This window comes from Pantoea sp. ICBG 985 (assembly GCF_002928365.1).
Classification (GTDB): Bacteria; Pseudomonadota; Gammaproteobacteria; order Enterobacterales; family Enterobacteriaceae; genus Pantoea; species Pantoea dispersa.
In genome coordinates this window covers 46,315-70,113 of the sequence record NZ_POWM01000004.1, presented here as the reverse complement: position 1 = coordinate 70,113, position 23,799 = coordinate 46,315, and the positions used below count along the sequence as shown (strand labels likewise).

19 protein-coding genes are annotated in these 23,799 nt (G+C 60.4%); 13 read left to right on the top strand and 6 right to left on the bottom strand.

What is annotated here, in order from left to right; all coding sequences use genetic code 11:
* Positions 1 to 45: 45 nt before the first annotated feature.
* Positions 46 to 699: a hemolysin III family protein gene (locus C1Y42_RS13000; RefSeq protein WP_104093674.1), complete on the top strand. Its 654-nt coding sequence runs from the start codon at positions 46 to 48 to the stop codon at positions 697 to 699.
* A gap of 52 nt (positions 700 to 751) precedes the next feature.
* Here the strand turns inward: C1Y42_RS13000 and ygfZ are convergent, their stop codons facing one another.
* Positions 752 to 1,735, bottom strand: a complete 984-nt coding sequence (gene ygfZ, locus C1Y42_RS12995; protein ID WP_104093673.1) for a tRNA-modifying protein YgfZ — start codon at positions 1,733 to 1,735, stop codon at positions 752 to 754.
* A 228-nt stretch (positions 1,736 to 1,963) separates the two neighbouring features.
* Between ygfZ and sdhE the strand changes: the two genes are divergently transcribed.
* Together sdhE and C1Y42_RS12985 are read left to right on the top strand one after the other, a co-directional pair.
* Positions 1,964 to 2,230, top strand: coding sequence for an FAD assembly factor SdhE (sdhE, locus tag C1Y42_RS12990; protein ID WP_010616925.1), 267 nt, complete (start codon positions 1,964 to 1,966; stop codon positions 2,228 to 2,230).
* Positions 2,231 to 2,255: 25 nt separating this feature from the next.
* Complete coding sequence (locus C1Y42_RS12985; protein ID WP_233210720.1) at positions 2,256 to 2,624, top strand: protein YgfX; 369 nt, start codon at positions 2,256 to 2,258, stop codon at positions 2,622 to 2,624.
* On the opposite strand, the gene fldB is transcribed toward C1Y42_RS12985, so the two are convergent.
* Positions 2,621 to 3,139, bottom strand: coding sequence for a flavodoxin FldB (gene fldB / locus C1Y42_RS12980; protein ID WP_010616927.1), 519 nt, complete (start codon positions 3,137 to 3,139; stop codon positions 2,621 to 2,623). The genes C1Y42_RS12985 and fldB overlap by 4 nt on opposite strands.
* 100 nt (positions 3,140 to 3,239) lie before the next feature.
* Between fldB and xerD the strand changes: the two genes are divergently transcribed.
* From xerD to recJ, 3 genes are read left to right on the top strand one after another with little or no spacing between them, the layout of a single operon-like run.
* Complete coding sequence (xerD, locus tag C1Y42_RS12975) at positions 3,240 to 4,133, top strand: site-specific tyrosine recombinase XerD (RefSeq protein WP_058757089.1); 894 nt, start codon at positions 3,240 to 3,242, stop codon at positions 4,131 to 4,133.
* Positions 4,134 to 4,155: 22 nt separating this feature from the next.
* Positions 4,156 to 4,869, top strand: a complete 714-nt coding sequence (gene dsbC / locus C1Y42_RS12970; RefSeq protein WP_021506677.1) for a bifunctional protein-disulfide isomerase/oxidoreductase DsbC — start codon at positions 4,156 to 4,158, stop codon at positions 4,867 to 4,869.
* Between the two features lie 9 nt (positions 4,870 to 4,878).
* Positions 4,879 to 6,606, top strand: a complete 1,728-nt coding sequence (recJ, locus tag C1Y42_RS12965; RefSeq protein ID WP_104093672.1) for a single-stranded-DNA-specific exonuclease RecJ — start codon at positions 4,879 to 4,881, stop codon at positions 6,604 to 6,606.
* A gap of 3 nt (positions 6,607 to 6,609) precedes the next feature.
* On the opposite strand, the gene C1Y42_RS12960 is transcribed toward recJ, so the two are convergent.
* The gene (locus C1Y42_RS12960) at positions 6,610 to 9,363 is read right to left on the bottom strand and encodes an autotransporter domain-containing protein (protein WP_104093671.1); all 2,754 of its coding nucleotides are present in this window, start codon (positions 9,361 to 9,363) and stop codon (positions 6,610 to 6,612) included.
* Between the two features lie 551 nt (positions 9,364 to 9,914).
* Between C1Y42_RS12960 and prfB the strand changes: the two genes are divergently transcribed.
* Positions 9,915 to 11,013 (top strand): peptide chain release factor 2 gene (prfB, locus tag C1Y42_RS12955; RefSeq protein WP_104093670.1). Its coding sequence is split into 2 segments (ribosomal slippage): positions 9,915 to 9,989 and positions 9,991 to 11,013, totalling 1,098 coding nucleotides; the frame shifts between segments, so codons are not numbered across the junction.
* A gap of 9 nt (positions 11,014 to 11,022) precedes the next feature.
* The gene (gene lysS, locus C1Y42_RS12950) at positions 11,023 to 12,543 is read left to right on the top strand and encodes a lysine--tRNA ligase (protein ID WP_021506681.1); all 1,521 of its coding nucleotides are present in this window, start codon (positions 11,023 to 11,025) and stop codon (positions 12,541 to 12,543) included.
* Between the two features lie 249 nt (positions 12,544 to 12,792).
* Here lysS and C1Y42_RS12940 read toward each other — a convergent pair whose 3' ends face one another.
* The gene (locus tag C1Y42_RS12940) at positions 12,793 to 13,419 is read right to left on the bottom strand and encodes a hypothetical protein (protein ID WP_021506683.1); all 627 of its coding nucleotides are present in this window, start codon (positions 13,417 to 13,419) and stop codon (positions 12,793 to 12,795) included.
* A gap of 391 nt (positions 13,420 to 13,810) precedes the next feature.
* Here C1Y42_RS12940 and C1Y42_RS12935 point away from each other — a divergent pair, with 391 nt between their 5' ends.
* Positions 13,811 to 14,974: an MFS transporter gene (locus tag C1Y42_RS12935; RefSeq protein WP_059012302.1), complete on the top strand. Its 1,164-nt coding sequence runs from the start codon at positions 13,811 to 13,813 to the stop codon at positions 14,972 to 14,974.
* On the opposite strand, the gene C1Y42_RS12930 is transcribed toward C1Y42_RS12935, so the two are convergent.
* Complete coding sequence (locus C1Y42_RS12930) at positions 14,971 to 15,891, bottom strand: LysR family transcriptional regulator (RefSeq protein ID WP_058771565.1); 921 nt, start codon at positions 15,889 to 15,891, stop codon at positions 14,971 to 14,973. The genes C1Y42_RS12935 and C1Y42_RS12930 overlap by 4 nt on opposite strands.
* A 110-nt stretch (positions 15,892 to 16,001) precedes the next feature.
* On the opposite strand from C1Y42_RS12930, the gene lysA reads away from it, so the two are divergent.
* A complete protein-coding gene (gene lysA / locus C1Y42_RS12925; protein ID WP_104093668.1) occupies positions 16,002 to 17,255 on the top strand; it encodes a diaminopimelate decarboxylase in 1,254 nt (417 codons plus the stop codon).
* Positions 17,255 to 17,707, top strand: coding sequence for a GNAT family N-acetyltransferase (locus tag C1Y42_RS12920; protein WP_058757074.1), 453 nt, complete (start codon positions 17,255 to 17,257; stop codon positions 17,705 to 17,707). The genes lysA and C1Y42_RS12920 overlap by 1 nt, the downstream gene beginning before the upstream one ends.
* 225 nt (positions 17,708 to 17,932) lie before the next feature.
* Here C1Y42_RS12920 and galR read toward each other — a convergent pair whose 3' ends face one another.
* Positions 17,933 to 18,934, bottom strand: coding sequence for an HTH-type transcriptional regulator GalR (galR, locus tag C1Y42_RS12915; protein WP_031279486.1), 1,002 nt, complete (start codon positions 18,932 to 18,934; stop codon positions 17,933 to 17,935).
* A 196-nt stretch (positions 18,935 to 19,130) separates the two neighbouring features.
* On the opposite strand from galR, the gene C1Y42_RS12910 reads away from it, so the two are divergent.
* Together C1Y42_RS12910 and C1Y42_RS12905 are read left to right on the top strand one after the other, a co-directional pair.
* Positions 19,131 to 21,404 (top strand): molybdopterin-dependent oxidoreductase, encoded by a 2,274-nt coding sequence (locus tag C1Y42_RS12910; protein WP_058775881.1) that lies wholly within the window; start codon positions 19,131 to 19,133, stop codon positions 21,402 to 21,404.
* A 311-nt stretch (positions 21,405 to 21,715) separates the two neighbouring features.
* Positions 21,716 to 23,446: a penicillin-binding transpeptidase domain-containing protein gene (locus C1Y42_RS12905; RefSeq protein WP_058757072.1), complete on the top strand. Its 1,731-nt coding sequence runs from the start codon at positions 21,716 to 21,718 to the stop codon at positions 23,444 to 23,446.
* The last annotated feature ends 353 nt before the right edge of the window (positions 23,447 to 23,799 follow it).

The following is a 23,799-nucleotide window of genomic DNA, read 5'->3' as shown; positions in this document are numbered from 1 at the left end:
CAGAAAAAGCACAACTTTCGTTACGATGTTCAGGAATCCGACGCCATGATACAGAACCGACTTATTGCCCAGGGCTATTCACTGGCCGAAGAGATCGCCAACAGCATCAGCCACGGCCTGGGCTGTTTATTTGGCATCGTGGGGCTGGTGTTGCTGTTGACCCAGGCCGTTGAAATGCAGGCGAATATCACCGCCATTACCAGCTATAGCCTGTACGGCGGCAGCATGATTCTGCTGTTCCTCGCCTCGACGCTGTATCACGCCATTCCGCACCAGCGCGCCAAATACTGGCTGAAGAAATTTGACCACTGCGCCATCTATTTGCTGATCGCCGGGACTTACACGCCATTTCTGCTGGTCGGGCTGCAATCGCCGCTGGCGCAGGGATTGATGGTGGTGATCTGGAGTCTGGCGCTGGCGGGCATCATCTTTAAGCTGACCATTGCGCATCGCTTTAAAGTGCTGTCGCTGGTGACCTATCTCAGCATGGGCTGGCTGTCGCTGGTGGTGATTTATCAGCTGGCAACCAAACTGTCGGCCGGCGGCGTCTGGCTGTTGGCGGCGGGCGGGATTGTCTATTCACTCGGGGTAATTTTCTATGTGTCGCGCCGTATCCCGTACAATCATGCCATCTGGCACGGTTTCGTGCTGGGCGGCAGCGTGCTGCACTTTTGCGCCATCTATTTTTACGTGATGTAACAAGGCCAGGGTCGCCACTGATGGCGACCCTGCGGCATACCAGCCGTAACCGTTACTCTTCCAGCGAATAGGGCAGCGGCTGAATGGTCAGCTTACCGTTTTCATCGCCTTCAACGCGCAGCACGCTATCCGGCTCCAGATCGTTGTTCAGCACCGCCTGCACCCACACGCTGCCATCATCCAGCTGTACGCCGCTCAGCACCGTGCCGGTGCGACGCCATTTGTCGCCCATCTGCAACTCCAGCGAACTGGCTGCGTCCGGTATTTTGCTGGCGCTGCCCGCCAGCCAGTAGAGCGCACGTTTATTGGCGCCGCGGAATTTGGCGCGCGCCACCATCTCCTGGCCGGTATAACAGCCTTTTTTAAAGCTGATGGCATCCAGCGCCTGCAGGTTGGTGGCTTGCGGAATCAGCTGCGCCGTGGTGGCGCTGTCGATCACCGGCACGCCCGCCGCAATATCCAGCGCCAGCCACTGCGTGCTGTCATTCAGCTGCGCTTCCCCGGCCAGCTTCTGCTGCAGCGCTTCGGCCTGCGCCGGCGTGGTGATCAGCAGAAAACGCTCGGCTGGCTCGGCGAACCACAGCAGGGTGGTGTCATCCTGCTGTACCACTGGGGTTGTGGCATCCGGCAGCGTGGCGAAAACGTTAGCCAGCGCGGCGCGCGCCTGAAAACCGGCAACGCCGAGCAGGACTGCGTCATCATCGGCCGCAATGGTCACTTTGGCGAACACCGCATACTTCTTCAGTTCGGTCACCTGCTGCTCGCGCAGATTGCGCCGCACAACATAGGCATAACCTTCTCCACGATGGAACAGACGCAGATTGCTCCACATTTTGCCTTTGGCATCACAGTGCGCTGCCGGGCGATGCTGCACTGCGTCCAGCGCCGCCACGTCCAGCGTCAGCTGACCCTGCAGATAAGAGGTGCTGTCTTTGCCCTGCACCGACACCAGCGCCCACTCGTCGAGCGACATCAGCGTTAAAGGCAGGCGCGACGCCGCAGCGGGCTGGCGAGGCGGAAGGGTGAAAATCGGCATGAGTCCGTCCTGATCAATAAGGTTTATCCAGTAATATGCTTACCAATGTTAAAAGAGCAGTGCGCCATTGCAACCTGTTTGCGGAATCTGGCGCACAAATCGCGTGATAACCCTGTAACCGGTGGCATTGCTGTGCGTCATCGCGCGCAGCGTCTGGTTGCACGCCTGCAGCGCGGCGAAAAAGCAGGTACACTGAGCGCCACTGTTATCAGCTGTGGAAGAAGACACATGGATATTCATGACAAAGCGCGCGTCCAGTGGGCATGCCGTCGCGGCATGCTGGAGCTGGATGTCTCGATCATGCCGTTCTTTAAATATGAGTATGATTCGCTGAGCGACAGCGACAAGCAGGTGTTTGTCGCGCTGCTGAAGAGCGACGATCCGGACCTGTTTAACTGGATGATGAACCACGGCGAACCGGCCGATCCCGAGTTCAAACGCATGGTGAAACTGATTCAGCAGCGCAACCGTGAACGCGGGCCGGTGGCAATGTGATCTGCGCGCGTCACGCAGCGCGCGTGTGCTGAATGTGACGCTGTTCGGGCTGGGTGGCGCGCTGTTGCTGAGCTGTCGCTGGCCGGCGGGCTGGGCCTGGGTTCAGATCGCGGTAGTGATTCTGCTGACACTGCAGTACTGGCGTAACGCGCGTCGCCTGCAGCAGCGCTGCGGAGCGCTCATGCTGGATGACAAGGGTGACTGGTACTGGCGCGGTGAGCGCTGGCAGGCGCAACGGACGCCGGACTGGCTACCGTGGGGCGTGTTGCTGGTGCTGCGTAACCGGCGCGGGCAGCGCTGGCGGCTGTGGCTGCTGCACGACAGCATGCCGCCCGACGCGTGGCGCGCGTTACGCGCCCGCTGTTTTTTGCTGGATGGCGCGACGCCGCATTAAAGCAGCGCGGCGGTTTCGGTCAGAATCTGTTCGCACCACTGCTCGACGCGCTCTTCGCTCAGCTCAAACTGATTAACGTCGTCGAGCGCCAGACCGACAAACTGCTGACCATCGGCGGTCAGTGGTTTTTTACTGGTGAACTGGTAGCCGTCGAGCGGCCAGTAACCGACAAACTGCACGCCCATCGGCAGCAGCAGTTCGTGCAGCATACCCAGCGCATCAAGGAACCATTCGCTGTACTCGACCTGGTCGCCCATTCCGTACAGCGCCACAATTTTGCCCTGCAGGTTGAGCGCCGGCAGCTGTTGCCACACCGCTTCCCAGTCCTCCTGCAGTTCGCCGAAATCCCAGGTCGGAATACCGAGAATCAGTAAATCGTACTGCTCCATCAGCGACGGATCGTCATCTTTCAGGTTATGCAGTGTGACTAATTCTTCACCGATAAAGTCGCGGATTTTCTCCGCCGTCATCTCGGTGTAACAGGTACTGGAACCGTAAAACAGACCGATATTCATGCAATTAATGCTCTGACTGAAACTCACTCTGGCGCAATTGTACCAGAAGCAGGCCAGTTTCAGGCATAATGAGCACGATTTCACACGGCGAGGGGCAACAGTGCAGGACAGCGATCTGATAGAACAGTTTCTCGACGCGCTCTGGATTGAGCGCAACCTGGCGCAGAACACGCTGGCGTCCTATCGTCAGGATTTGCAGACGCTCACTGCCTGGCTGCACCACCATGAGCGCACGCTGCTGACGCTGGAAGCCGCTGATTTACAGCAGTTTCTGGCTGAGCGGATTGAGGGCGGTTACAAAGCCACCAGCTCAGCGCGTACCCTGAGCGCAATGCGCCGTCTGTTTCAGTATCTGTACCGCGAAAAGCTGCGCAGTGACGATCCCAGCGCGCTGTTATCAGCGCCGAAATTGCCGCAGCGCCTGCCAAAAGACCTGTCAGAAAATCAGGTCGAGCGCCTGTTACAGGCGCCGGCGACGGACATACCGCTCGAACTGCGTGACAAAGCGATGCTGGAGCTGCTGTACGCTACCGGGCTGCGCGTCTCTGAGCTGGTCGGTCTGACGTTGAGTGATGTCAGCCTGCGTCAGGGCGTGGTGCGCGTCATCGGTAAAGGCAATAAAGAGCGGCTGGTGCCATTAGGTGAAGAAGCCATTTACTGGCTGGAGCACTATATGGAACACGGGCGGCCCTGGCTGCTGAACGGACAGACCATTGACGTGCTGTTCCCCAGCAACCGCGCGCAGCAGATGACACGCCAGACCTTCTGGCATCGCATCAAACACTATGCCACCCTTGCCGGCATCGACAGCGAAAAGCTGTCACCGCACGTGCTGCGCCACGCATTTGCCACACATTTACTGAACCATGGTGCCGATTTACGCGTCGTACAGATGTTGCTGGGGCACAGCGACCTGTCGACCACCCAGATTTACACGCACGTGGCGACCGAGCGCCTGCGTCAGTTACATCAACAGCATCATCCGCGCGCCTGAGCAGCGGCAACAAGGATTTGAGATGAAAAAAACCGTTACGACGCTGGCTCTGCTGGTCAGCGCCTTTTCTGCGCTGGCCCATGCCGATGACAGCGCGATTCAGCAATCACTGAAAAAACTGGGTATGCAGCAGGCGGAAATCCAGCCGTCGCCGCTGCCGGGTATCAAAACGGTGATGACCGAAAGCGGCGTGCTGTACGTCACCGAAGACGGCAAGCACATGATTCAGGGCCCGCTGTACGATGTCAGCGGCGCGCAGCCGGTGAATGTCACCAATCAGCTGCTGGAGAAAAAAGTCGCCGCGCTGGCACCGGAAATGATTGTCTACAAAGCGCCGAAAGAGCAGCACGTGATTACCGTGTTCACCGACATCACCTGCGGCTACTGCCGCAAGCTGCACGAGCAGATGGCTGACTACAACGCGCTGGGCATCACCGTGCGCTATCTGGCGTTCCCGCGTGAAGGCCTGCACGGCCAGGTGGAGAAAGCCATGACCGCCATCTGGTGCAGCGCCGATCGCAACAAGGCGTTTGATGCCGCAATGAAAGGCGATGCACCGCAAATGGATGCGCCGGCGAGCTGCAAAATCAATCTCGACCAGCACTACAAGCTGGGCATTCTGTTTGGTATTCAGGGCACGCCCGCCATCCTCACCGACAGCGGCATGATGATTCCTGGCTACCAGGGACCGCAGGAGCTGAAGCAGGTACTGGACGGCCAGAAGCGTGGTGGTTAAGACACAGTGATGCACTCTGTAGAATTGCGTCGGCGTGAAGCCCAGGCCGACGCGCAGTTACCCGATGATCTACCGCCGCTGCTGCGTCGTCTCTACCTGCAGCGCGGTGTCAAAGACGCCGTCGAACTGGAACGTGGCGCGAAATTCCTGCTGCCGTGGCAAAGCCTTGGCGGCATTGAGCGCGCCGTGACGCTGCTGCACCAGATGCTGCAGCAGCAACGCCGTATCGTGGTGGTGGGCGATTTCGATGCCGATGGTGCCACCAGCACTGCGCTCACCGTACTGGCGCTGCGCAGCATGGGCGGCAACGTCGATTATCTGGTGCCGAACCGCTTTGAAGACGGCTATGGCCTGAGCCCGGAAGTGGTGGAGCAGGCGCGCGCGCGCGGCGCCGAGCTGATCCTCACCGTGGATAACGGAATTTCGTCGCACGCGGGCGTCGACACCGCGCACCAGCACGGTATTCCGGTACTGATCACCGATCACCACCTGCCGGGCGAAACGCTGCCGGCGGCAGAGGCCATCGTTAACCCTAACCTGAGCGACAGCGCATTCCCGTCACGTTCGCTGGCAGGCGTCGGCGTGGCGTTTTATCTGATGCTGGCGCTGCGTGCTCATCTGCGTCAGCATAGCTGGTTCAGCGACGGACACAGTGAACCCAATCTGGCTGAACTGCTGGATCTGGTGGCGCTCGGTACCGTGGCCGACGTGGTGCCGCTGGATGCCAACAACCGCATTCTGGTGTGGCAGGGGCTGAGCCGCATCCGCGCCGGGAAATGCCGTGCCGGCATCCGCGCGCTGCTGGAGATTGCCAACCGCGATGCGCGTCAGCTGGCGGCGAGCGACCTCGGTTTTGCCGTCGGGCCACGCCTCAATGCTGCCGGCCGGCTGGACGATATGTCGGTTGGCGTTGCGCTGCTGCTGACGGAAGATATTGCCCAGGCGCGCATGCTGGCCAGCGAACTTGATGCGCTTAATCAGACGCGCAAAGAGATTGAGCAGGGCATGAAGAGCGAGGCGCTGGCGCTGTGCGATGAGCTGGAGCGCCAGCATCGCGATCTGCCGCTCGGGCTGGCGTTTTATCACCCGGAGTGGCATCAGGGCGTGGTTGGCATCCTCGCGTCACGCCTGAAAGAGCGCTTCCACCGTCCGGTCATCGCCTTCGCGCCCGCCGGTGACGGCACGCTGAAGGGCTCTGGCCGTTCGATTGCCGGGCTGCACCTGCGCGACGCGCTGGAACGTATCGACACGCTCTATCCTGGGCTGATCATCAAATTTGGCGGGCACGCCATGGCGGCGGGGCTGTCGCTGGAAGAGGCGAAGTACGATGAGTTCCGCCAGCGCTTTGCCGCGCTGATCGACGAATGGCTGGAAGGCGAGGCGCTGCAGGGCGTGATGTGGTCCGATGGCGAACTGCATGCGCAGGAGTTTACCCTGCACACCGCGGAAATGCTGCGGGAAGCCGGCCCCTGGGGCCAGGCGTTTCCGGAGCCGGTGTTCGACGGTCAGTTTAAGCTGTTGCAGCAGCGTCTGGTGGGCGAGCGTCACCTTAAGGTGATGGTCGAGCCGCTGGGCGGCGGCCCGTTACTGGATGGTATCGCTTTTAACGTCGACACCAGCCTGTGGCCAGACAGCAGCGTGCGTCAGGTGCAGCTGGCCTACAAGCTGGATATCAACGAATACCGCGGCAACCGCTCGGTACAGCTGATCATCGACCATATCTGGCCGCAGTCGTAACCTTTAGAACGTGACGTCGACACCGCCGCGCAGCACCTTCTCATCGCCGCGATCGGCCACGTGGCGGTCGGCACGCAGGAACAGCCGCGCGCGTGCCGACTGCACCAGATCAACCCGCGCACCAAACCACTGCGAGCGGCGATCGAGCTGCATACCCGGGATGGTGAAGCTCTGCTGACCACTGCCGAAGCCGCTCCAGCGCGCGCTGACGTCCATCGACGGATTGCTGAACGCGTACTGGTATTCGCCATACAGGCTCAGCATGCTCCACCAGCCCGCCGACCAGTCCTGGCGCGCGCTGAGATTCAGGCCACCGTAACCGACGCTGCGGCGATAGCTGTCGCCGTCGCCCTGCAGACCAAACGCGCTGCCGCTGTCGCTGAAGCTGCCGGTTTGCAGGCCGGTTTCACGCCAGCCGAGATAGGGCTCAATGCGATAATCCTCCTGTAGCGTCCAGCGATAGCCGCTCTGTAACGCTGCCTGCCAGCTGTCAGTGCGGGCGGAAGAGGAGACCGGCGCGGCCTCGTCCAGCAGCACCAGGCGCTGCAGTTTGTCGCGTCCATGCTGATAGCTGAGATTGGCCTGCCAGTACCAGGCTGGCGTCACCGCATAGCGCCCATACAGCATTACGCCCTGCAGGCTGTTCTGGCTGTTGCCGCCGGTGTCGTCATAGGTGGCATCAAGCTGAGTGTGCGTCCAGGCGATGCCGAGGCGCAGGCCGGGCAGGCCAAAATCGCTGTCGGCACCCAGCGCGGTCAGGGTATTGCGATAGCGGTTGCCGAGATAGCCGTCCTGATCGAGCGAGCCGCGCAGCTGACCGCTCTCCAGCCAGAAGCCGAAGCGCCCCTGTTCGCTGGCATCATCGATGCGGTTGTTGAGCAGGCGCGTCTGATAATCAAGCGCGTTGAACAGCACCGCATTGCCGGAGGCATGCGCCTGGCCGGACAGGGAGTTGATTGCCGCCTGTGCGCTGCGGGTGTCCGCCAGCGTCTGGAAGGCGCCTGCGGCCGCCAGCGCTGACTGCTGCGCACTGCTCAGCGTCGCCTGACCCTGCCAGCGGTCCGCCAGCTCAAACGCCTGCTCCAGGTTGCGGCCGGTTTGCTGCGCGCTGGTGCTATCGATTCCCATCGCCTGTGCCGCTGCGGCGGTGTTCTTGCGCGTTAGCTGGCCGGTAACGCTGTGGGCGTCATAGCTGACGGAACCGTCGAGAAATACGCCGGTATTGACCTGGCTAAACTGACCGCTCACGCCGCCGCCGCTGGTCAGCAGCGTTTCCTGCTGTTTCACCACGTAGCTGGCGGAGGGCGGCGCCAGGTTTAGCGTGCCGTTGAGCGCCGCGTTGCCGGTCACGCGCAGCGGATTGTTCAGCGTGACGTTGAGCGTACCGTCGGCGCTTTGCTGATAGTTGCCCGCCACCTGCAGGCCGCCGTTAACCGATCCCTGGTTGACCAGATTGCCGCCGATGCGTCCGCTGCCACCCAGTTTGCCGCTGCCGTTCACCAGCGCGTTGCCGGCAATCGCACCGTCAATCAGCAGGCTATTGGCGGAGACCTGCGTCAGGCCCTGATAGCTGTTGTTGCCGGTCAGCTGAAGCGTACCGCCGCGTTCGCTGCCGTCCAGCACCAGCCCACGATCGCCGCTGATGTCATTGCTGAACACATACTGGCCGCCGTCGAGGCGCGCACTGAAGTCCTCTGCCCAGAATTGTCCCGGCCCGTTTAAGGCTTTGGCGGCGTTAAGATCGCCCCAGCCGAACGTCTCATTGTATGGCCGCCCGTTCGCGCTGTCGGCGACGTTATCGTGCGCATCACTGCGGTAGGTGGCGGTGGTCAGCAGGGTTTGCTGCAGGTTATGGCCGCTCATCCACGGGAAACGCTGCAGCAGCTGCGAGGCCGCGGCCGTCACGCGCGGTGCGGCAAACGAGGTGCCGTAGCTGCGCGCCTGCACCCAACTGCCGTCGGAGTTTTGATACAGGTAATCGGTATAGCCCGGCGCGGTCAGGCACCACGCGGCGGCCGCGCCGCAGGCGTCAAACGGTCCGGTGCCGGCTGCGCGGCCTGGCAGGTCATAACCGGTATGACTCAGGATACCGGTCACCGCCAGCAGATTACGCGCCAGCTGCGGGTCGTTATACATCAGCGGTGTCAGCACGTCCGGTGCCGGCGTGGCGCCGCTGTTGTTGCCGGTGATCATCACCGCCAGCCCATCTGCCGCAGCCACCGCGTTGAGCCCCTGATACAGCGACTGATAGCGCTGGCGCGCATCGGTTAACGCCTGCTGGCTGGTGAGGCGCTCCTGCGAACCGTAGGACATATTGAAGATGCGCACGCCCTGCGCCACTAAGCCCTGCACGGCGCGCGCAGTATTGTCGTAGCTGAAAATATTATTTTGTGACGCCTGCGCCACATACAGCGCGCTGTCAGGCGACAGCCCCAGCAGCGTCATCGCCACCAGCGTGCCGTGCCCGTTGATCCCCATGTTGTCATTCAGCGCGGTGTTGCTGTCGACATAACTGGAGAAATTCACGTTGGCGTAATTAATTTCGCTGCGGCCCGGGGCCAGACCAGAGTCAATGATGCCTACTTTATTGCTGGCGGCCGTGGCCGGCACCGCAGGTTCAACGACCGGCGTGACCGGGGTCAGGGTGCTGCCGCCGCCGCTACCACCGCCGCCGCCACCACAGGCGCTCAGCAGAAACGGGATGATCAGCGCCAGCAGGCGCGGTGAGGATCGAAAAGTAACAACAGGATAATGCATGGCAACTCCTCATGCCTCTCAGGGCATGTTGTCGCCCGTTCACGTTAACGGGCCTGAATGCAGTCTTTCCCTGTCACGAATACTCCTGAGCAACGTGGCTGACAGACAGAACGCAATAGATGAAGCACGAACCCCTGAGATTCCGTCAGGGTGCAGAAAGGATAAGGTGCGCACTGGCCGGTTGATGGCCAGGACAGCGCAGCATTGCGCAGGCTAATCACGCTATATCACGCTTCGAACCAGACATTTCTGATGGTGGAGTTTTAATGATTTTGTCTGAGAAATCATGGGTTTTAATGACGCCAGCTGGCGTTTATTGCCGTGATTATGTAGGAAAATTCTGAAGACACACCGCGTAGGTGGCGAGTGACAGCGGGATTTCTGGCAACCGCCATACCTGCTGGTTTCCAGAACTGGCGCAATTATTTTCTGCCGGTTCATACGCGGTATAGCCATTGATGTGCAAAGCTACAAACCAGGCGCGCTTTCGGGTAAACTAGCTCGTTACTTTTATCTCCTCTCACCGAATCGTCAAAAAAGACTGAAAAGCCATGTTTGAAATTAATCCGGTCAAAAATCGTATCCAGGACCTCAGCGAGCGCAGCAGCGTTCTTAGGGGGTATCTTTGACTACGATGCCAAGAAAGAACGCCTCGAAGAAGTAAACGCCGAGCTGGAACAGCCGGACGTCTGGAACGAACCTGAACGCGCGCAGGCGCTGGGCAAAGAGCGCGCCTCGCTGGAAGCGGTAGTTGAAACGCTCGACCAGATGCAGCAAGGGCTGGAAGACGTGCAGGGTCTGCTGGAGCTGGCGGTTGAAGCCGACGACGAAGAGACTTTTAACGAAGCCGTAGTCGAGCTGGACGCGCTGGACGTGAAGCTGGGTGAACTGGAGTTCCGCCGTATGTTCTCCGGCGAATACGACAGCGCCGACTGCTACATGGATATTCAGGCCGGCTCCGGCGGCACCGAAGCGCAGGACTGGGCCAGCATGCTGCTGCGCATGTATCTGCGCTGGGCGGAAGCCAAAGGCTTCAAAACCGAGATCATCGAAGAGTCCGAAGGCGAAGTGGCCGGTACCAAATCAGCCACCATCAAAATCATCGGTGATTACGCTTACGGCTGGCTGCGTACCGAAACCGGCGTTCATCGTCTGGTGCGTAAGAGCCCGTTCGACTCCGGCGGTCGTCGTCACACCTCATTCAGTTCAGTATTTATTTACCCGGAAGTGGATGACAACATCGACATCGAAATCAACCCGGCCGACCTGCGTATCGACGTCTATCGCGCCTCGGGTGCCGGTGGTCAGCACGTTAACAAAACCGAGTCAGCGGTGCGTATTACTCACCTGCCGACCAACATTGTGGTGCAGTGCCAGAACGACCGCTCGCAGCATAAGAACAAAGATCAGGCCTTCAAACAGCTGCGTGCCAAGCTGTATGAATACGAAATGCAGAAGAAGAATGCCGACAAGCAGGCGGCGGAAGAGAACAAGTCGGACATCGGCTGGGGCAGCCAGATCCGTTCATACGTTCTTGACGATTCGCGCATCAAGGATCTGCGTACCAGCGTAGAAACGCGTAACACCCAGGCCGTACTGGATGGCGATCTTGACCGTTTTATTGAAGCAAGTTTAAAAGCAGGGCTATAAGGAACCGACATGTCTGAACAACAACCGCAGAGCGCTGATGCCGCCCTTGAGTTAAACAACGAACTGAAAGCGCGTCGCGAAAAACTCAGCGCGCTGCGTGAAAAGGGCGTGGCGTTTCCTAACGATTTCCGCCGTGACACCACCTCCGATCGTCTGCATGCCGACTATGACAGCAAAGAGAACGACGAGCTGGAAGCGCTCGGCGTTGAGGTGAGCGTAGCCGGTCGTATGATGACCCGCCGCATCATGGGTAAGGCGTCGTTCGCCACCCTGCAGGATGTGGGCGGTCAGATCCAGATCTACGTTTCCCGTGACGATCTGCCGGAAGGCGTCTACAACGAGCAGTTCAAAAAATGGGATCTCGGCGATATCCTCGGCGCGCGCGGTAAGCTGTTCAAAACCAAAACCGGCGAGCTGTCGATCCACATCTCTGAGCTGCGCCTGCTGACCAAAGCGCTGCGTCCGCTGCCGGACAAATTCCACGGCCTCGCCGATCAGGAAACCCGTTACCGTCAGCGTTACCTTGACCTGATCTCCAACGACGATTCGCGTAAGACCTTCAAAATTCGCTCACAAATCATGGCCGGCATTCGTCAGTTCATGGTTAACCGCGACTTTATGGAAGTGGAAACACCGATGATGCAGGTGATTCCGGGCGGCGCCTCCGCGCGTCCGTTCATCACCCATCATAATGCGCTCGACATCGACATGTACCTGCGTATCGCGCCGGAGCTGTACCTCAAGCGTCTGGTGGTTGGCGGTTTCGATCGCGTGTTTGAGATCAACCGTAACTTCCGTAACGAAGGGATTTCGCCGCGCCATAATCCAGAGTTCACCATGATGGAACTCTATATGGCGTATGCGGATTACAAAGATCTGATCGAACTGACCGAGAGCCTGTTCCGCACCCTGGCGCAGGACGTGCTGGGCACGACGGAAGTGCCATACGGTGAGCACACCTTCGATTTCGGCAAGCCGTTTGAGAAGCTCACCATGCGTGAAGCGATCAAGAAATACCGTCCGGAAACGGACCTCGCCGATCTGGATGACTTTGATAAAGCCGTGGCGATTGCCAACGCGCTGCACATCAAAGTGGAGAAGAGCTGGGGTCTGGGCCGCGTGGTGACCGAGATCTTCGAAGAGACGGCAGAAGCGCACCTGATTCAGCCAACTTTCATCACCGAGTATCCGGCAGAGGTGTCACCGCTGGCGCGTCGTAATGACGAGAACCCGGAAATCACCGACCGCTTTGAGTTCTTCATCGGCGGCCGTGAAATCGGTAACGGCTTCTCCGAGCTGAACGATGCGGAAGATCAGGCCGAGCGTTTCCTGCAACAGGTTAACGCGAAGGACGCCGGTGATGACGAAGCGATGTTCTACGACGAAGACTACGTCACCGCGCTGGAGCACGGTCTGCCACCGACTGCAGGTCTGGGCATTGGTATCGACCGTCTGGTCATGCTGTTCACCAACAGCCACACCATTCGTGACGTGATCCTGTTCCCGGCTCTGCGCCCGACCGGTAAGTAATCAGGTTGCCTTCACCCTCACCCTAACCCTCTCCCATGGGGAGAGGGGACTTGCCTGTACCCCGGTGGGAGAGGGCCGCTGTGGTTTTCTCCCTCTCCCTGTGGCAGAGGACCGCTGTGGTTTTCTCCCTCTCCCTGTGGCAGAGGTCCGCTCTGGTTTCTCCCTCTCCCCGGTGGGAGAGGTCAGCTCTGGTTTTCTCCCTCTCCCCGTGGGAGAGGGCCGGGGTGAGGGCATCAGCGCGCACCCAACCTAAGACTTCACCACCCCATCCAGCCACGCCTGGAACCGCGCATAAGGCACATACAGCGCCACATCTTTAAACAGCGTTTTGCCGCTCTTATTATCATCAATCCGACTGCTATAACCGACAATCACCCCGGCCAGCGTGTCGTCGCTGGCGTTATACACCGCGCCGCCGGACATGCCTTTCACCACGCCAGCATTGGCCGCCACCACCACGCAGCTGGCCTTATTCCAGTCATTGCTCAGCGTCGTATTGATCAGGTTTTTGCCGCTTGATGCCACCGGCAGCGCGGAGATAAAGCTATACCCATACAGATTTACGTTGTCGCCGATATGGCTGTTGCGGAACTGCGGGGGCAGGTTGGCTTCCTTATTCGCATGATAAACCACGGCGATATCGCACTCCGGATGCCAGGCCTTCACCCGATACAGCGAATATTTGGCCACGTGCGCCGCCGTCAGACTGTACTCGCGCGTCAGGGGGATAGTGGTGCCCAGCGCACCCATGCCGAGCACGGTGGGGATGCCGGTGACGGTCATATCGACGCGCCTGGCCGCTTCTGAGCTGTATTCATAGTGCCCGACCGAGCAGCCGCTTAAGCCGCCGATCGCCAGCGCGATGATCCATCGCATAACTCTGTCCCCCTGTTGTGTTGACGCCGCATTACCGGGCAATCCATTGGGGTATCGGCAATGTGCGACCATCCTTTACTGCCTGATTTAACGCCAGAAAGCGCCGTCGCTGTGACAGCGATCACAACCTGTTATCAAGCGTAGTCTGTTATCGCCGTCCTGTCTCAGTGATGCATTAGCGACACTTTTTAGCGCCGGGATTATTGCCGCGCAGACAAAATAGCCTTGCTGCCGCCCGGGTGGTTGAGAGTCAGAGGCTGTGCTTTAATAGCAGACTGTGACGCAGTTCAAAAATAAACATCCCCGCACTGTCGGAGGGATACGCGTCTGTCTTAACCGTACGGCGTTCGTCGTGCGGCCCGCCTGCAAAATTATTTTGGGAGAGTGTGTTATGCCTGTTGCATTACTGGCGCTGGCGCTGAGTGCGTTCGCCATCGGCACCACGGAGTTCGTCATCATGGGGTTACTGCCGGAAGTGGCGGGTGACCTGCAGGTGTCGATTCCTTCTGCGGGCTGGCTGATCAGCGGCTATGCGCTGGGCGTGGCCATCGGCGCGCCAATCATGGCGCTGCTGACCGCGAAACTGCCGCGTAAACGTACCCTGATTCTGCTGATGATCATCTTCATCATCGGCAACGTACTCTGTGCGCTGGCTTATACCTATAACCTGCTGATGCTGGCGCGCGTTATTACCGCGTTGTGTCACGGTGCGTTCTTCGGCATCGGTTCAGTGGTCGCGGCCAGCCTGGTGGCGCCGAGCCGTCAGGCGTCGGCGGTGGCGCTGATGTTTACCGGTCTGACGCTGGCCAACGTGCTGGGCGTGCCGCTCGGCACCTGGTTTGGTCAGCTGTTTGGCTGGCGCGCCACCTTCTGGGGCGTGGCGATTATCGGCATTCTCGCGTTCATCGCGCTGATTGTCAGCCTGCCGACTAACAAAGATGAAAAACCGGTGCACCTGGCGAGCGAAATCAGCGCGCTGGCCAACGGCAAACTGTGGCTGTCGCTGCTGATGACGGTGTGTTTTGCCGCCGCGATGTTTGCGCTGTTCAGCTACATTGCGCCGCTGCTGTTACAGGTGACCGGCATCAGCGATCGCGGTGTCAGCTGGACGCTGTTCCTGATTGGTGCTGGCCTGACGGTGGGTAACATTGTTGGCGGGAAACTGGCGGACTGGAAAGTGTCGTTCAGCCTGATCCTCAGCTTCTCGCTGATTGCCGTGTTCTCGCTGCTGTTCAGCTGGACCAGCCATGCGCTGTGGCTGGCAGAGGTAACCCTGTTCCTGTGGGCGATGGCGACCTTCGCCACCGTGCCGGGCCTGCAAATCAACGTGGTGCGCCACGGTAAAGAGGCGCCAAATCTGGTGTCGACGCTCAACATCTCGGCCTTTAACGTCGGTAACGCACTCGGTGCGTGGGTGGGCGGCGCTGTGATCGACAAAGGCTATGGCCTGACGGCGGTGCCGGTCGCGGCGGCAGCGCTGGCGGCAGCGGGATTAGTGGTTTGTCTGCTGACCTTCCGCAAATCGGGCGGTCAGCGCGAGACGGTGCGCGCTTAAGCCAGCCGCCGGGCGATGCGCTGCGGAAAGGTGGCCACCTGCTGCTGCAGGTGGTCGCAGAAGTGATCGACCAGCGCCGATGCCGGCCGATGCTGTGGCCGCACCAGGCTCACCGTGAACGGCACGGCAATACTGAAGCGGCGCATCACCACGCCGCTGTCGGCGTAATCCAGCGCCGTCAGCGGATTAACAATCGAAATGCCCACCCCGGCGCGCACCATCGCGCACACCGACGCGGCGCTGTGCGTCTCCAGCACCAGCCGCCGCTCCACCTGCTGCTCATGGAACAGCGCATCCAGCAACTGACGATAGCTATCGCTGCGCGACAGGCTGACATAGTTTTCACCGTGAAAATCCTGCGGCGTCAGCACCGCCCGCTGACACAGCGGATGCTGCGGCGGCAGCACGCACACTTCATCACTGGTCAGCAGTGCCAGGCGTTCAGTCCCGGCGGGTGCATGCTGGGTTTCGGTCAGACCGAGATCGTAGCGCTGCGCCGACAGCCACTCCTCCAGCAGCGGCGACTCCTGCGGAATAATATTCAGGCTCACCTGCGGATAGCGCTGTAAAAACGGCTGCAGCAATGGCGGCAACAGCGACTGGGAAAAGACCGGCAGGCAGGCGATGGACAGCTCGCCCTGGCGGAAATTGCGCAACCCTTCGGCGGCATCCATGATGCGATCCAGACCGTACCACGAGCGCTGCACCTCTTCGTACAGCCGCAGCCCCTGCACGGTGGGCTGCAGGCGGCCGCGCACCCGCTCAAACAGCTGTAAGCCCAGCTGCTGCTCCAGCCGCGCCAGCTCGCGGCTCACCGTTGGCTGCGAGGTGTGCAGCAGCGTGGCGGCCTGGGTCAGATTGCCGCTGGTCATCACCGCGTGAAAGATTTCGATATGCCGCCAGTTAATTTTTGCCATCGTCGCCTCCGTGTCATCCATATCATATTTGCATAGCTGACGCTTAAACAGATATTTTTCTGCATCACTGTGCTGTGGCTAAATGACAGCAACGACTCAGGAGAATGCTCATGCCACGTCCACTTAACGATTCCCAGACGGCGCTTAACGCCACAAATCTGCTGCCGCTGGCGCAGCGCTACAGCGGCCCGTTCTGGGCTTACGATGCCGAAATCATTCAGCAGCGTATTGCGCAGCTCAGCGCGTTTGACGTGGTGCGCTTTGCGCAAAAGGCCTGCTCGAATATTCATATTCTGCGGCTGATGCGCGCTGCCGGCGTCAAGGTCGATTCGGTTTCGCTCGGCGAGATCGAACGTGCGCTGGCTGCCGGTTTTCAGCCGGGCGGCGAGGATATTGTGTTCACCGCCGATGTGCTGGACTCACCGACGCTGGCGCGCATCGCCGAGCTGAAGGTGCCGGTAAATGCCGGCTCAGTGGATATGCTGCATCAGCTTGGCGCGGTTTCGCCGGGTCATAGCGTCTGGCTGCGCATTAATCCGGGCTTTGGCCACGGTCACAGCCAGAAAACCAATACCGGCGGCGAAAACAGTAAGCACGGCATCTGGCACAGCGATCTGCCGCTGGCGCTGACGGCGATCCAGCAGCATGGCCTGCAGCTGGTAGGTTTACATATGCACATCGGTTCCGGCGTCGATTATGGCCATCTGCAGCAGGTGTGCGACGCGATGGTCGATCAGGTGGTGGCCTTTGGTCAGGATCTGCAGGCCATTTCGGCGGGCGGCGGGCTGTCGATTCCTTACCGCTTTGGTGAGGAGGCGATTGATACGCAGCACTATTACGGCCTGTGGAACGGCGCGCGCGAGCGTATCGCGGCGCACCTCGGCCATGCGGTGAAGCTGGAGATCGAGCCGGGCCGTTTCCTGGTGGCGGAGTCGGGCGTGCTGGTGTCGCAGGTGCGGGCGGTGAAGCAGATGGGCAGCCGTCACTTTGTGCTGGTGGATGCCGGTTTCAGCGATCTGATGCGTCCGTCGATGTACGGCAGCTATCACCATATTTCGCTGCTGCCTGCCGATGGCAGCGCGCCGGGTGAGGCGCATGTGGAGAGCGTGGTGGCCGGGCCGCTGTGTGAGTCGGGAGATGTGTTTACCCAGCTGGAAGGGGGCAAAGTGGAAACCCGCGCGCTGCCGGCGGCACAGGTCGGCGATTATCTGGTGTTCCATGATACCGGCGCTTACGGTGCATCAATGTCCTCCAACTACAACAGCCGTCCGCTGATCCCGGAAGTACTGTTTGAGCAGGGCGTGCCGCGTGAGATTCGCCGTGCGCAGACCATTCAGGAACTGCTGGCGCTGGAGCTGAACTGATGCGCATCGTGCCGCTCAGCAGCGTGCCGCATCACGCCAGCCAGATCACCGACTGGCTGTGGCAGGCGTTTGGTGATGGCACCTCGCGCGCGTTTTACGACAGCATTGTTCGCAGTAGCCTGAACGGTGCCGCGTTTCCGGTGACCTTTGTCGCGCTGGACGACGATGACGTGCCGCACGGCACGGTAGGGTTCTGGCGCTGTGATTTGATTAGCCGTCAGGATCTCTATCCGTGGGTTGCCGCGCTGTATGTGGATGAAGCGGCGCGCGGGCAGGGGCTGAGCGCCGCCCTGCAGCAGCACGTGCTGGATTACGCCCGCCAGCGCGGCTATGCAACGGTGTGGCTGTGGTCGACGTTTGGCGGCTACTACGAGCGATTCGGCTGGCAGTATCAGTGTGATGCGCTGGAGTTTCCTGAGGTGCAGGTGAAGGTGTATTCGCAGGATTTATAGTGGGTTGGGTGCGCGCTGGCCCTCACCCCAACCCTCTCCCGCAAGCGGGCGAGGGGGCTGACCGCGCTCTCCTTGCCGCAAGGGCTGACCGCGCGCTCTGGAACGTTCCCCTCCGCAAGGGCTGACCGCGCTCTGGAACGTTCCTCTCCGCAAGGGCTGACCGCGCTCTGGAACGTTCCCTCTCCCTCAGGGAGAGGGTCAGGGTGAGGGAAAGCCCGCCCCCGTTTAACCCGGTCCACCCACCGAATGCCGCCTGACCAGCGTCGGGCTAAACATATTGGTCACCTCCGGCAGCGCGGTGCCGTTGGCCAGCGCCAGCGCCAGCTGCGCGGCCTGCTGCGCCATGGTCACAATCGGATAGCGCACCGTGGTCAGGCGCGGACGCACGTAGCGCGACACCAGCACATCATCAAAGCCAATCAGCGACATCTCTTCCGGCACGCGAATGCCGTTATCGCTCAGCACTGCCAGCGCACCGGCGGCCATCGAATCGTTGTAGCACGCCACCGCGCTCACCTGCTTGCCGCGTCCGAGCAGTTCCGTCATTGCCTGCTCGCCACCGACCTCATCCGGTTCTCCCCACGCCACCAGCCGGTCGTTGCACGGCAGACCGTGCTCCTTCAGCGCATCGTAGTAGCCCTGCAGCCGATCTTCGGCGTCAGAGATGGTGTGCGTCGAGCAGATAAAGGCGATCTGCGTATGACCCTGCTGAATCAGGTGGCGCGTAGCCAGCCAGGCGCCGTAGCGGTCATCCAGCGCAATGCAGCGTGACTCAAACCCCTGCAGCAGCCGGTTCAGCAGCACCATGCCCGGCACCTGCTTCATCAGCAGCTCTAAATCGTCATCGGGAATTTTCTTGGCGTGCACCACCAGCGCGGCGCAGCGATGGCGCATCAGCTGTTCAATCGCCTGACGCTCTTTCTGCTCGTTATGGTAACCGTTACCAATCAGCAGAAAGTTGCCGGTTTGCCCGGCGACTTCATCGACCGCTTTCACCATCGCGCCAAAAAACGGGTCTGACACATCGCCTACCACCAGCCCGAGCGTTTCGGTGGATTGCTGCGCCAGCGCGCGGGCATTGGCGTTCGGGTGATACTGCAACTGTTCCATGGCCTGGGTAACGGCGAGGCGCGAACTCTCGCTGGCTTTGGGCGAATTATTGATGACGCGGGACACGGTCGCGACCGACACCCCCGCCATGCGGGCAACATCCTTAATAGTAGCCATGCAATGGTCGACATCCGGGAAAACGTTTACACATGCTCTCAGTGTTACGGAAAAGCCCGGCAGCCGCAACCCGCCAGAATGTCAGCGCTGTCGCAAAAGTGCGGAAAATCAGACGCTCACGGCGAGGCTTTAGCCCGGTAACGGCACCGTGCTATGCTGCCAGCCTGAATCACACCTGCCTGCCGGACCCATAACCATGAAAACTCGTGTGCCGCACCTTGCGCACTGGGGCGCGTTTACCGCCGTCACCGAAAATCAGCGCCTGATTGCCTGCGAACCTTTCTTCGCCGATGCCGATCCTTCCCCGATGATCCACACTCTCCCTGAACTGGTGTACTCGGATAAACGCATCCGTCAGCCGATGGTGCGCCGTTCGTGGCTGAAGTCGCGTGAAAACAGCGATCGCACGCTGCGCGGCCGGGAAGATTTTGTCGCCGTGGACTGGGACACCGCGCTCGATCTGGTGGCGGAAGAGAACCGCCGGGTGCGCGACCGCTACGGCGCTTCCGGCATTTTCAACGGTTCGTACGGCTGGTCATCAGCCGGTCGCGTTAACCACGCGCGCACCCTGATTCGTCGCTTCTATTTCCAGGGCGGCGGTGGCGTTGATCAGCAGGGTAACTACAGCTGGGGCGCGGCACAGTTCTTTCTGCCGTACGTGATTGGCACTTATATGCCGCTCACCGGCCGCGTCACCGACTGGCCGCAGGTGGTGGAGCATGCAGAAATTTTCGTCGCCTTTGGCGGCCTGGCGCTGAAAAATGCGCAGGTGGCCTCCGGCGGCGCCGGCGAGCACAGCCTGAAACCGGCGCTGCAGCAGCTGAGCGCCAAAGGCACGCCGATCATTAACATCAGCCCGATGCGCGATGACTGCCCGGCATTCGTTAACGCCGAGTGGATTCCGATTCGCCCGAACACCGACGTGGCGCTGATGCTGGCGCTCGGCTATGAAATTACCCGCCGCAACGCTATCGATGAGGCTTTCCTCGCCAGCCACTGCACCGGCTGGCCGCAACTGCGTGCCTATCTGCTGGGCGAAAGCGACGGCGTGGCAAAAACGCCCGCGTGGGCCAGTGCGATAACCGGCATCCCGGCGGCGCGTATCGCGCTGCTGGCGCAGCAGCTGGCGGGCAAACGCAGCTTCATCACCTGTGCTTATGCGGTGCAGCGCGCCCATCGCGGCGAGCAGCCGTACTGGATGATGATTGCGCTCTCGTCGATGCTGGGCCAGCCGGGACTGCCGGGCGGCGGCTTCTCTTTTGGCCATGGCTCGATGAACAGCGTCGGCAATCCGCGCCAGGAAGGCCCGGCGCCGCTGATGAGCACCGGCCCGAATCCGGCGAACCTGTCGATCCCGGTGGCGCGTATCAGCGACATGCTGCTCAATCCCGGCCAGCCGTATGCGTTTCAGGGCGAGACGCTGCACTATCCCGACATTCACCTGGTGCACTGGGCAGGCGGCAATCCGTTCCACCATCACCAGCAGCTCAACCGGCTGGTCGAGGGCTGGCAGCGCCCGGATACGGTCATCGTGCAGGATATCGTCTGGACGCCCGCGGCGCAGATGGCGGACATCGTGCTGCCGGCCACCACCACGCTGGAGCGCAACGACATTGGCGGCTCGTCGCGTGACCGCTTCGTGCTGGCGATGCACCAGGCGATTAAACCGCAGCATCAGGCGCGTAACGACTTTGATATTTTTGCCGATCTGGCCGATCGCCTTGGCTACCGTGATCGCTTTACCGAAGGACGCAACGAGATGCAGTGGATTGAGCATCTTTACCAGCAGTGCGCGCAGGCGCATGCGCAGCTGGACATCGCGTTCCCGGAGTTCGAGGCATTCTGGCAGCGCGGTTTTGTTGAGATTCCGCAGGGCGGCAAGCCGTACGTGTTTATGGATGATTTCCGCGCCGATCCGCAGGCGCATCCGATTCACACCGCCAGCGGCAAAATTGAGCTGTTTTGCCAGACCATCGCCGATTACCAGCTGGCGGATTTCGCCGGGCATCCGGAGTGGCGCGCGCCGCAGGAGTGGCTTGGCGCAGCGCTCAGCGCGCAGTTCCCGCTGCACATGATTTCGGTGCAGCCTGCGGATCGCCTGCACAGCCAGCTGGATGCCACCGCCACGGTGCAGGCCGGCAAAACTGCCGGTCACGAAACGCTGTATATGCACGTTGACGACGCCGCCGCGCGCGGTATCAGCGACGGCGATGAGATTGAAGTGAGCAACGCGCGTGGCCGTATGCTGGCTGGTGTCCGCCTGACGGACGGCCTGACGCCCGGCGTGGTGATCATCGCCACCGGTGCCTGGTTCGATCCCGGTTTTGGCAAAGCGTGGCAGCCGTGGGACCGCGCCGGCAACCCTAACGTGCTGACGCTCGACATCGGGACCTCGTCGTTAACTCAGGGACCAAACGCCATGAGCTGCCTGGTGGAAATCAAAAAACACGCCAGTTGCACAATCGGCTAACAATCTCACCGCTGGTTACATTTTGCCGGTAACTGTTGCGTTTGAGTGATAGTTTCTGCGCTGAGCAACTTGCTACAGTCAGGGTCCCAGAGGTATTGATGGGTGAACATCAACAGTTTTCTTGATTACACCGACCTGCGCAGATGCGCAGGTTTTTTTTGCCTGCGATCTGCCGGTGTGATGCGTCCCGTTGCGGTGACCTCAATCGGGCATAAACGAACTGATACATTGTTTTCCTGTCAACTCGCTTTACCTTTCTTTATAACTGCAGCTAACCCCTTTGGATTCATCTTTTATCGCAGCGGATCGCCATGCCCCCGATTAAAAAATTTCTGGGAAAAGACCAGATTAAAGCCCCGTTTAACCCGTTTCGTTTTCGTCTGATTTGTCTGGGCGTATTAGGCTGCATGGGCCTGCTGCTGGCGCGCGTCGGGGATCTGCAGCTGATCAATCATCCGATGCTGGAGCACGAGGCCGACCAGCGCTCGCTGCGTACCGTGACGCTGCCGACCAACCGCGGCACGCTGCTCGACCGCGACGGCCAGGCGCTGGCGCTCAGCGTGCCATCACGCGATATCATCGCCGATCCGCTGCGCGTGCTGGAGGCCAATCCCGATTTCACCAGCGCCAAATGGAGCTATCTGGCGGCGGCGCTGAATCTGCGACCGGACGAGCTGCGCACACAGATCACCGCCAATCCGAAAAAGCGCTTCCTCTATCTCGGGCGCAAAATCGAGCTGGGCATTGCCAAAGATATTGCTGAGCTGCATCTGAAAGGCATCAGTTCGGTGTATGACGACAGCCGTTTTTATCCGATGAGTGAAGCCGCGGCGCCGCTGATTGGCATCGTCGGGGCGGACAACAACGGGCTTAACGGGCTGGAGAAGGGCTTTGACCGGGTACTGCAGGGCGAGCCGGGTAAAGAGGTGTATCGCCAGGACGGGGACGGCAACATTATTGCGATGATCGATTACGAGCCGCCGAAGCAGCCGCCGACGGTGCAGCTCAGCATCGATAAGTTTGACCAGTTTACGCTGTACAGCAAGCTGCGCGACGGCGTGCTGCTCAACAAGGCCGATTCGGGCGCGGCGGTGCTGGTGAAGATCGACACCGGCGAAATCCTCGCTATGGCGTCTTATCCGTCGTTCAACCCCAACAATTATGACAACGCCACGCCGGCGCAAATGCGCAATACCGCCATCAACGACAGCTACGAGCCCGGTTCGACGGTGAAGCCGCTGGTGGTGATGGAAGGGCTGCAGCGTCATCTGGTGCGCCCCGATTCGGTGATCGACACCACGCCCTACAGCGTCAACGGCCACCTGATCCGTGATGTCGGCCACTGGCCGCGGCTGACCATGACCGGCATTTTGCAGAAATCCAGCGACATCGGCGTGTCGCACATCGCGCTGGCGATGCCGGCGGAAGCGCTGGTGAACACCTACCAGGCTTTTGGACTCGGCAAGCCGACCGGGCTGGGGCTGACCGGTGAGAGCGTGGGCTACTTCCCGCTGCATCGCCAGCGCTGGGCGGACATTGAGCGCGCCACCTTTTCGTTCGGTTACGGTCTGCGCGTAACGCCGCTGCAGATTGCGCGTGAATACGCCACGCTCGGTTCGTATGGCGTCTATCGCCCGCTGTCGATCACCAAAGTGACGCCACCGGTGCTGGGCAGGCAGGTGGCGGATCCACAGATCGTGCAAACCGTGGTGCACATGCTGGAGAGTGACGTGCTGCCGGGCGGTACCGGGGTGAAAGCGGCGGTTCCGGGCTACCGGCTAGCGACCAAAACCGGTACCGCGGAGAAGATGGGCAGCAGCGGCAAATATGACGGCGGCTATGTCAACTACACCGCCGGCATCGCGCCGGCCAGCCATCCGGAAGTGGCGCTGGTGGTGATGATTAACCATCCTACTGCCGGCGATCACTTTGGCGGCTCGGTGGCCGCGCCGGTATTCGGCAACATCATGGGGCCGGTGCTGAAACACATGAACGTGGCACCCGACGCGATTTACAGTAAACCGGCATCAGATAAATCTTAACGAAATCAGGATGTAAACGCGCAGTCGAGCTTTTCACACCTCGTTGCATTTCGCCGAACTCCGTTGCGATTTGCGGCTGTTATCCGTGCCGCCATTGCGCGACGATAAAGGTCCCAGAGGTATTGATTGGTGTGAAGATCGGCTGCTGCGGCAGCGATACCCTTGTGGTATTCACCCTGTTCGGTTGCACCGACCCACGCGGATGCGTGGGTTTTTTTTGCCTGTAAGTTGTCCTCCTCTCCCGTTTATAGCGCCTGCGCGCGCCATCACCGGCCGCTGCCGGGCGCGGTTTAAATCCTGCATCTCTTAACGAAACGCTTACGGTTTGCGTATAGAAAACGTTCTGGCGATCC

Coding starts and splice junctions, on each gene's coding strand:
- C1Y42_RS12960 (WP_104093671.1), bottom strand. CDS start 9,363: ATGCATTATCCTGTTGTTACTTTTCGATCCTCACCGCGCCTGCTGGCG.
- C1Y42_RS13000 (WP_104093674.1), top strand. CDS start 46: ATGATACAGAACCGACTTATTGCCCAGGGCTATTCACTGGCCGAAGAG.
- ygfZ (WP_104093673.1), bottom strand. CDS start 1,735: ATGCCGATTTTCACCCTTCCGCCTCGCCAGCCCGCTGCGGCGTCGCGC.
- C1Y42_RS12940 (WP_021506683.1), bottom strand. CDS start 13,419: ATGCGATGGATCATCGCGCTGGCGATCGGCGGCTTAAGCGGCTGCTCG.
- fldB (WP_010616927.1), bottom strand. CDS start 3,139: ATGAATATCGGTCTGTTTTACGGTTCCAGTACCTGTTACACCGAGATG.
- C1Y42_RS12905 (WP_058757072.1), top strand. CDS start 21,716: ATGCCCCCGATTAAAAAATTTCTGGGAAAAGACCAGATTAAAGCCCCG.
- C1Y42_RS12930 (WP_058771565.1), bottom strand. CDS start 15,891: ATGGCAAAAATTAACTGGCGGCATATCGAAATCTTTCACGCGGTGATG.
- galR (WP_031279486.1), bottom strand. CDS start 18,934: ATGGCTACTATTAAGGATGTTGCCCGCATGGCGGGGGTGTCGGTCGCG.
- sdhE (WP_010616925.1), top strand. CDS start 1,964: ATGGATATTCATGACAAAGCGCGCGTCCAGTGGGCATGCCGTCGCGGC.
- lysS (WP_021506681.1), top strand. CDS start 11,023: ATGTCTGAACAACAACCGCAGAGCGCTGATGCCGCCCTTGAGTTAAAC.
- recJ (WP_104093672.1), top strand. CDS start 4,879: ATGCACTCTGTAGAATTGCGTCGGCGTGAAGCCCAGGCCGACGCGCAG.
- lysA (WP_104093668.1), top strand. CDS start 16,002: ATGCCACGTCCACTTAACGATTCCCAGACGGCGCTTAACGCCACAAAT.
- C1Y42_RS12910 (WP_058775881.1), top strand. CDS start 19,131: ATGAAAACTCGTGTGCCGCACCTTGCGCACTGGGGCGCGTTTACCGCC.
- dsbC (WP_021506677.1), top strand. CDS start 4,156: ATGAAAAAAACCGTTACGACGCTGGCTCTGCTGGTCAGCGCCTTTTCT.
- C1Y42_RS12920 (WP_058757074.1), top strand. CDS start 17,255: ATGCGCATCGTGCCGCTCAGCAGCGTGCCGCATCACGCCAGCCAGATC.
- C1Y42_RS12935 (WP_059012302.1), top strand. CDS start 13,811: ATGCCTGTTGCATTACTGGCGCTGGCGCTGAGTGCGTTCGCCATCGGC.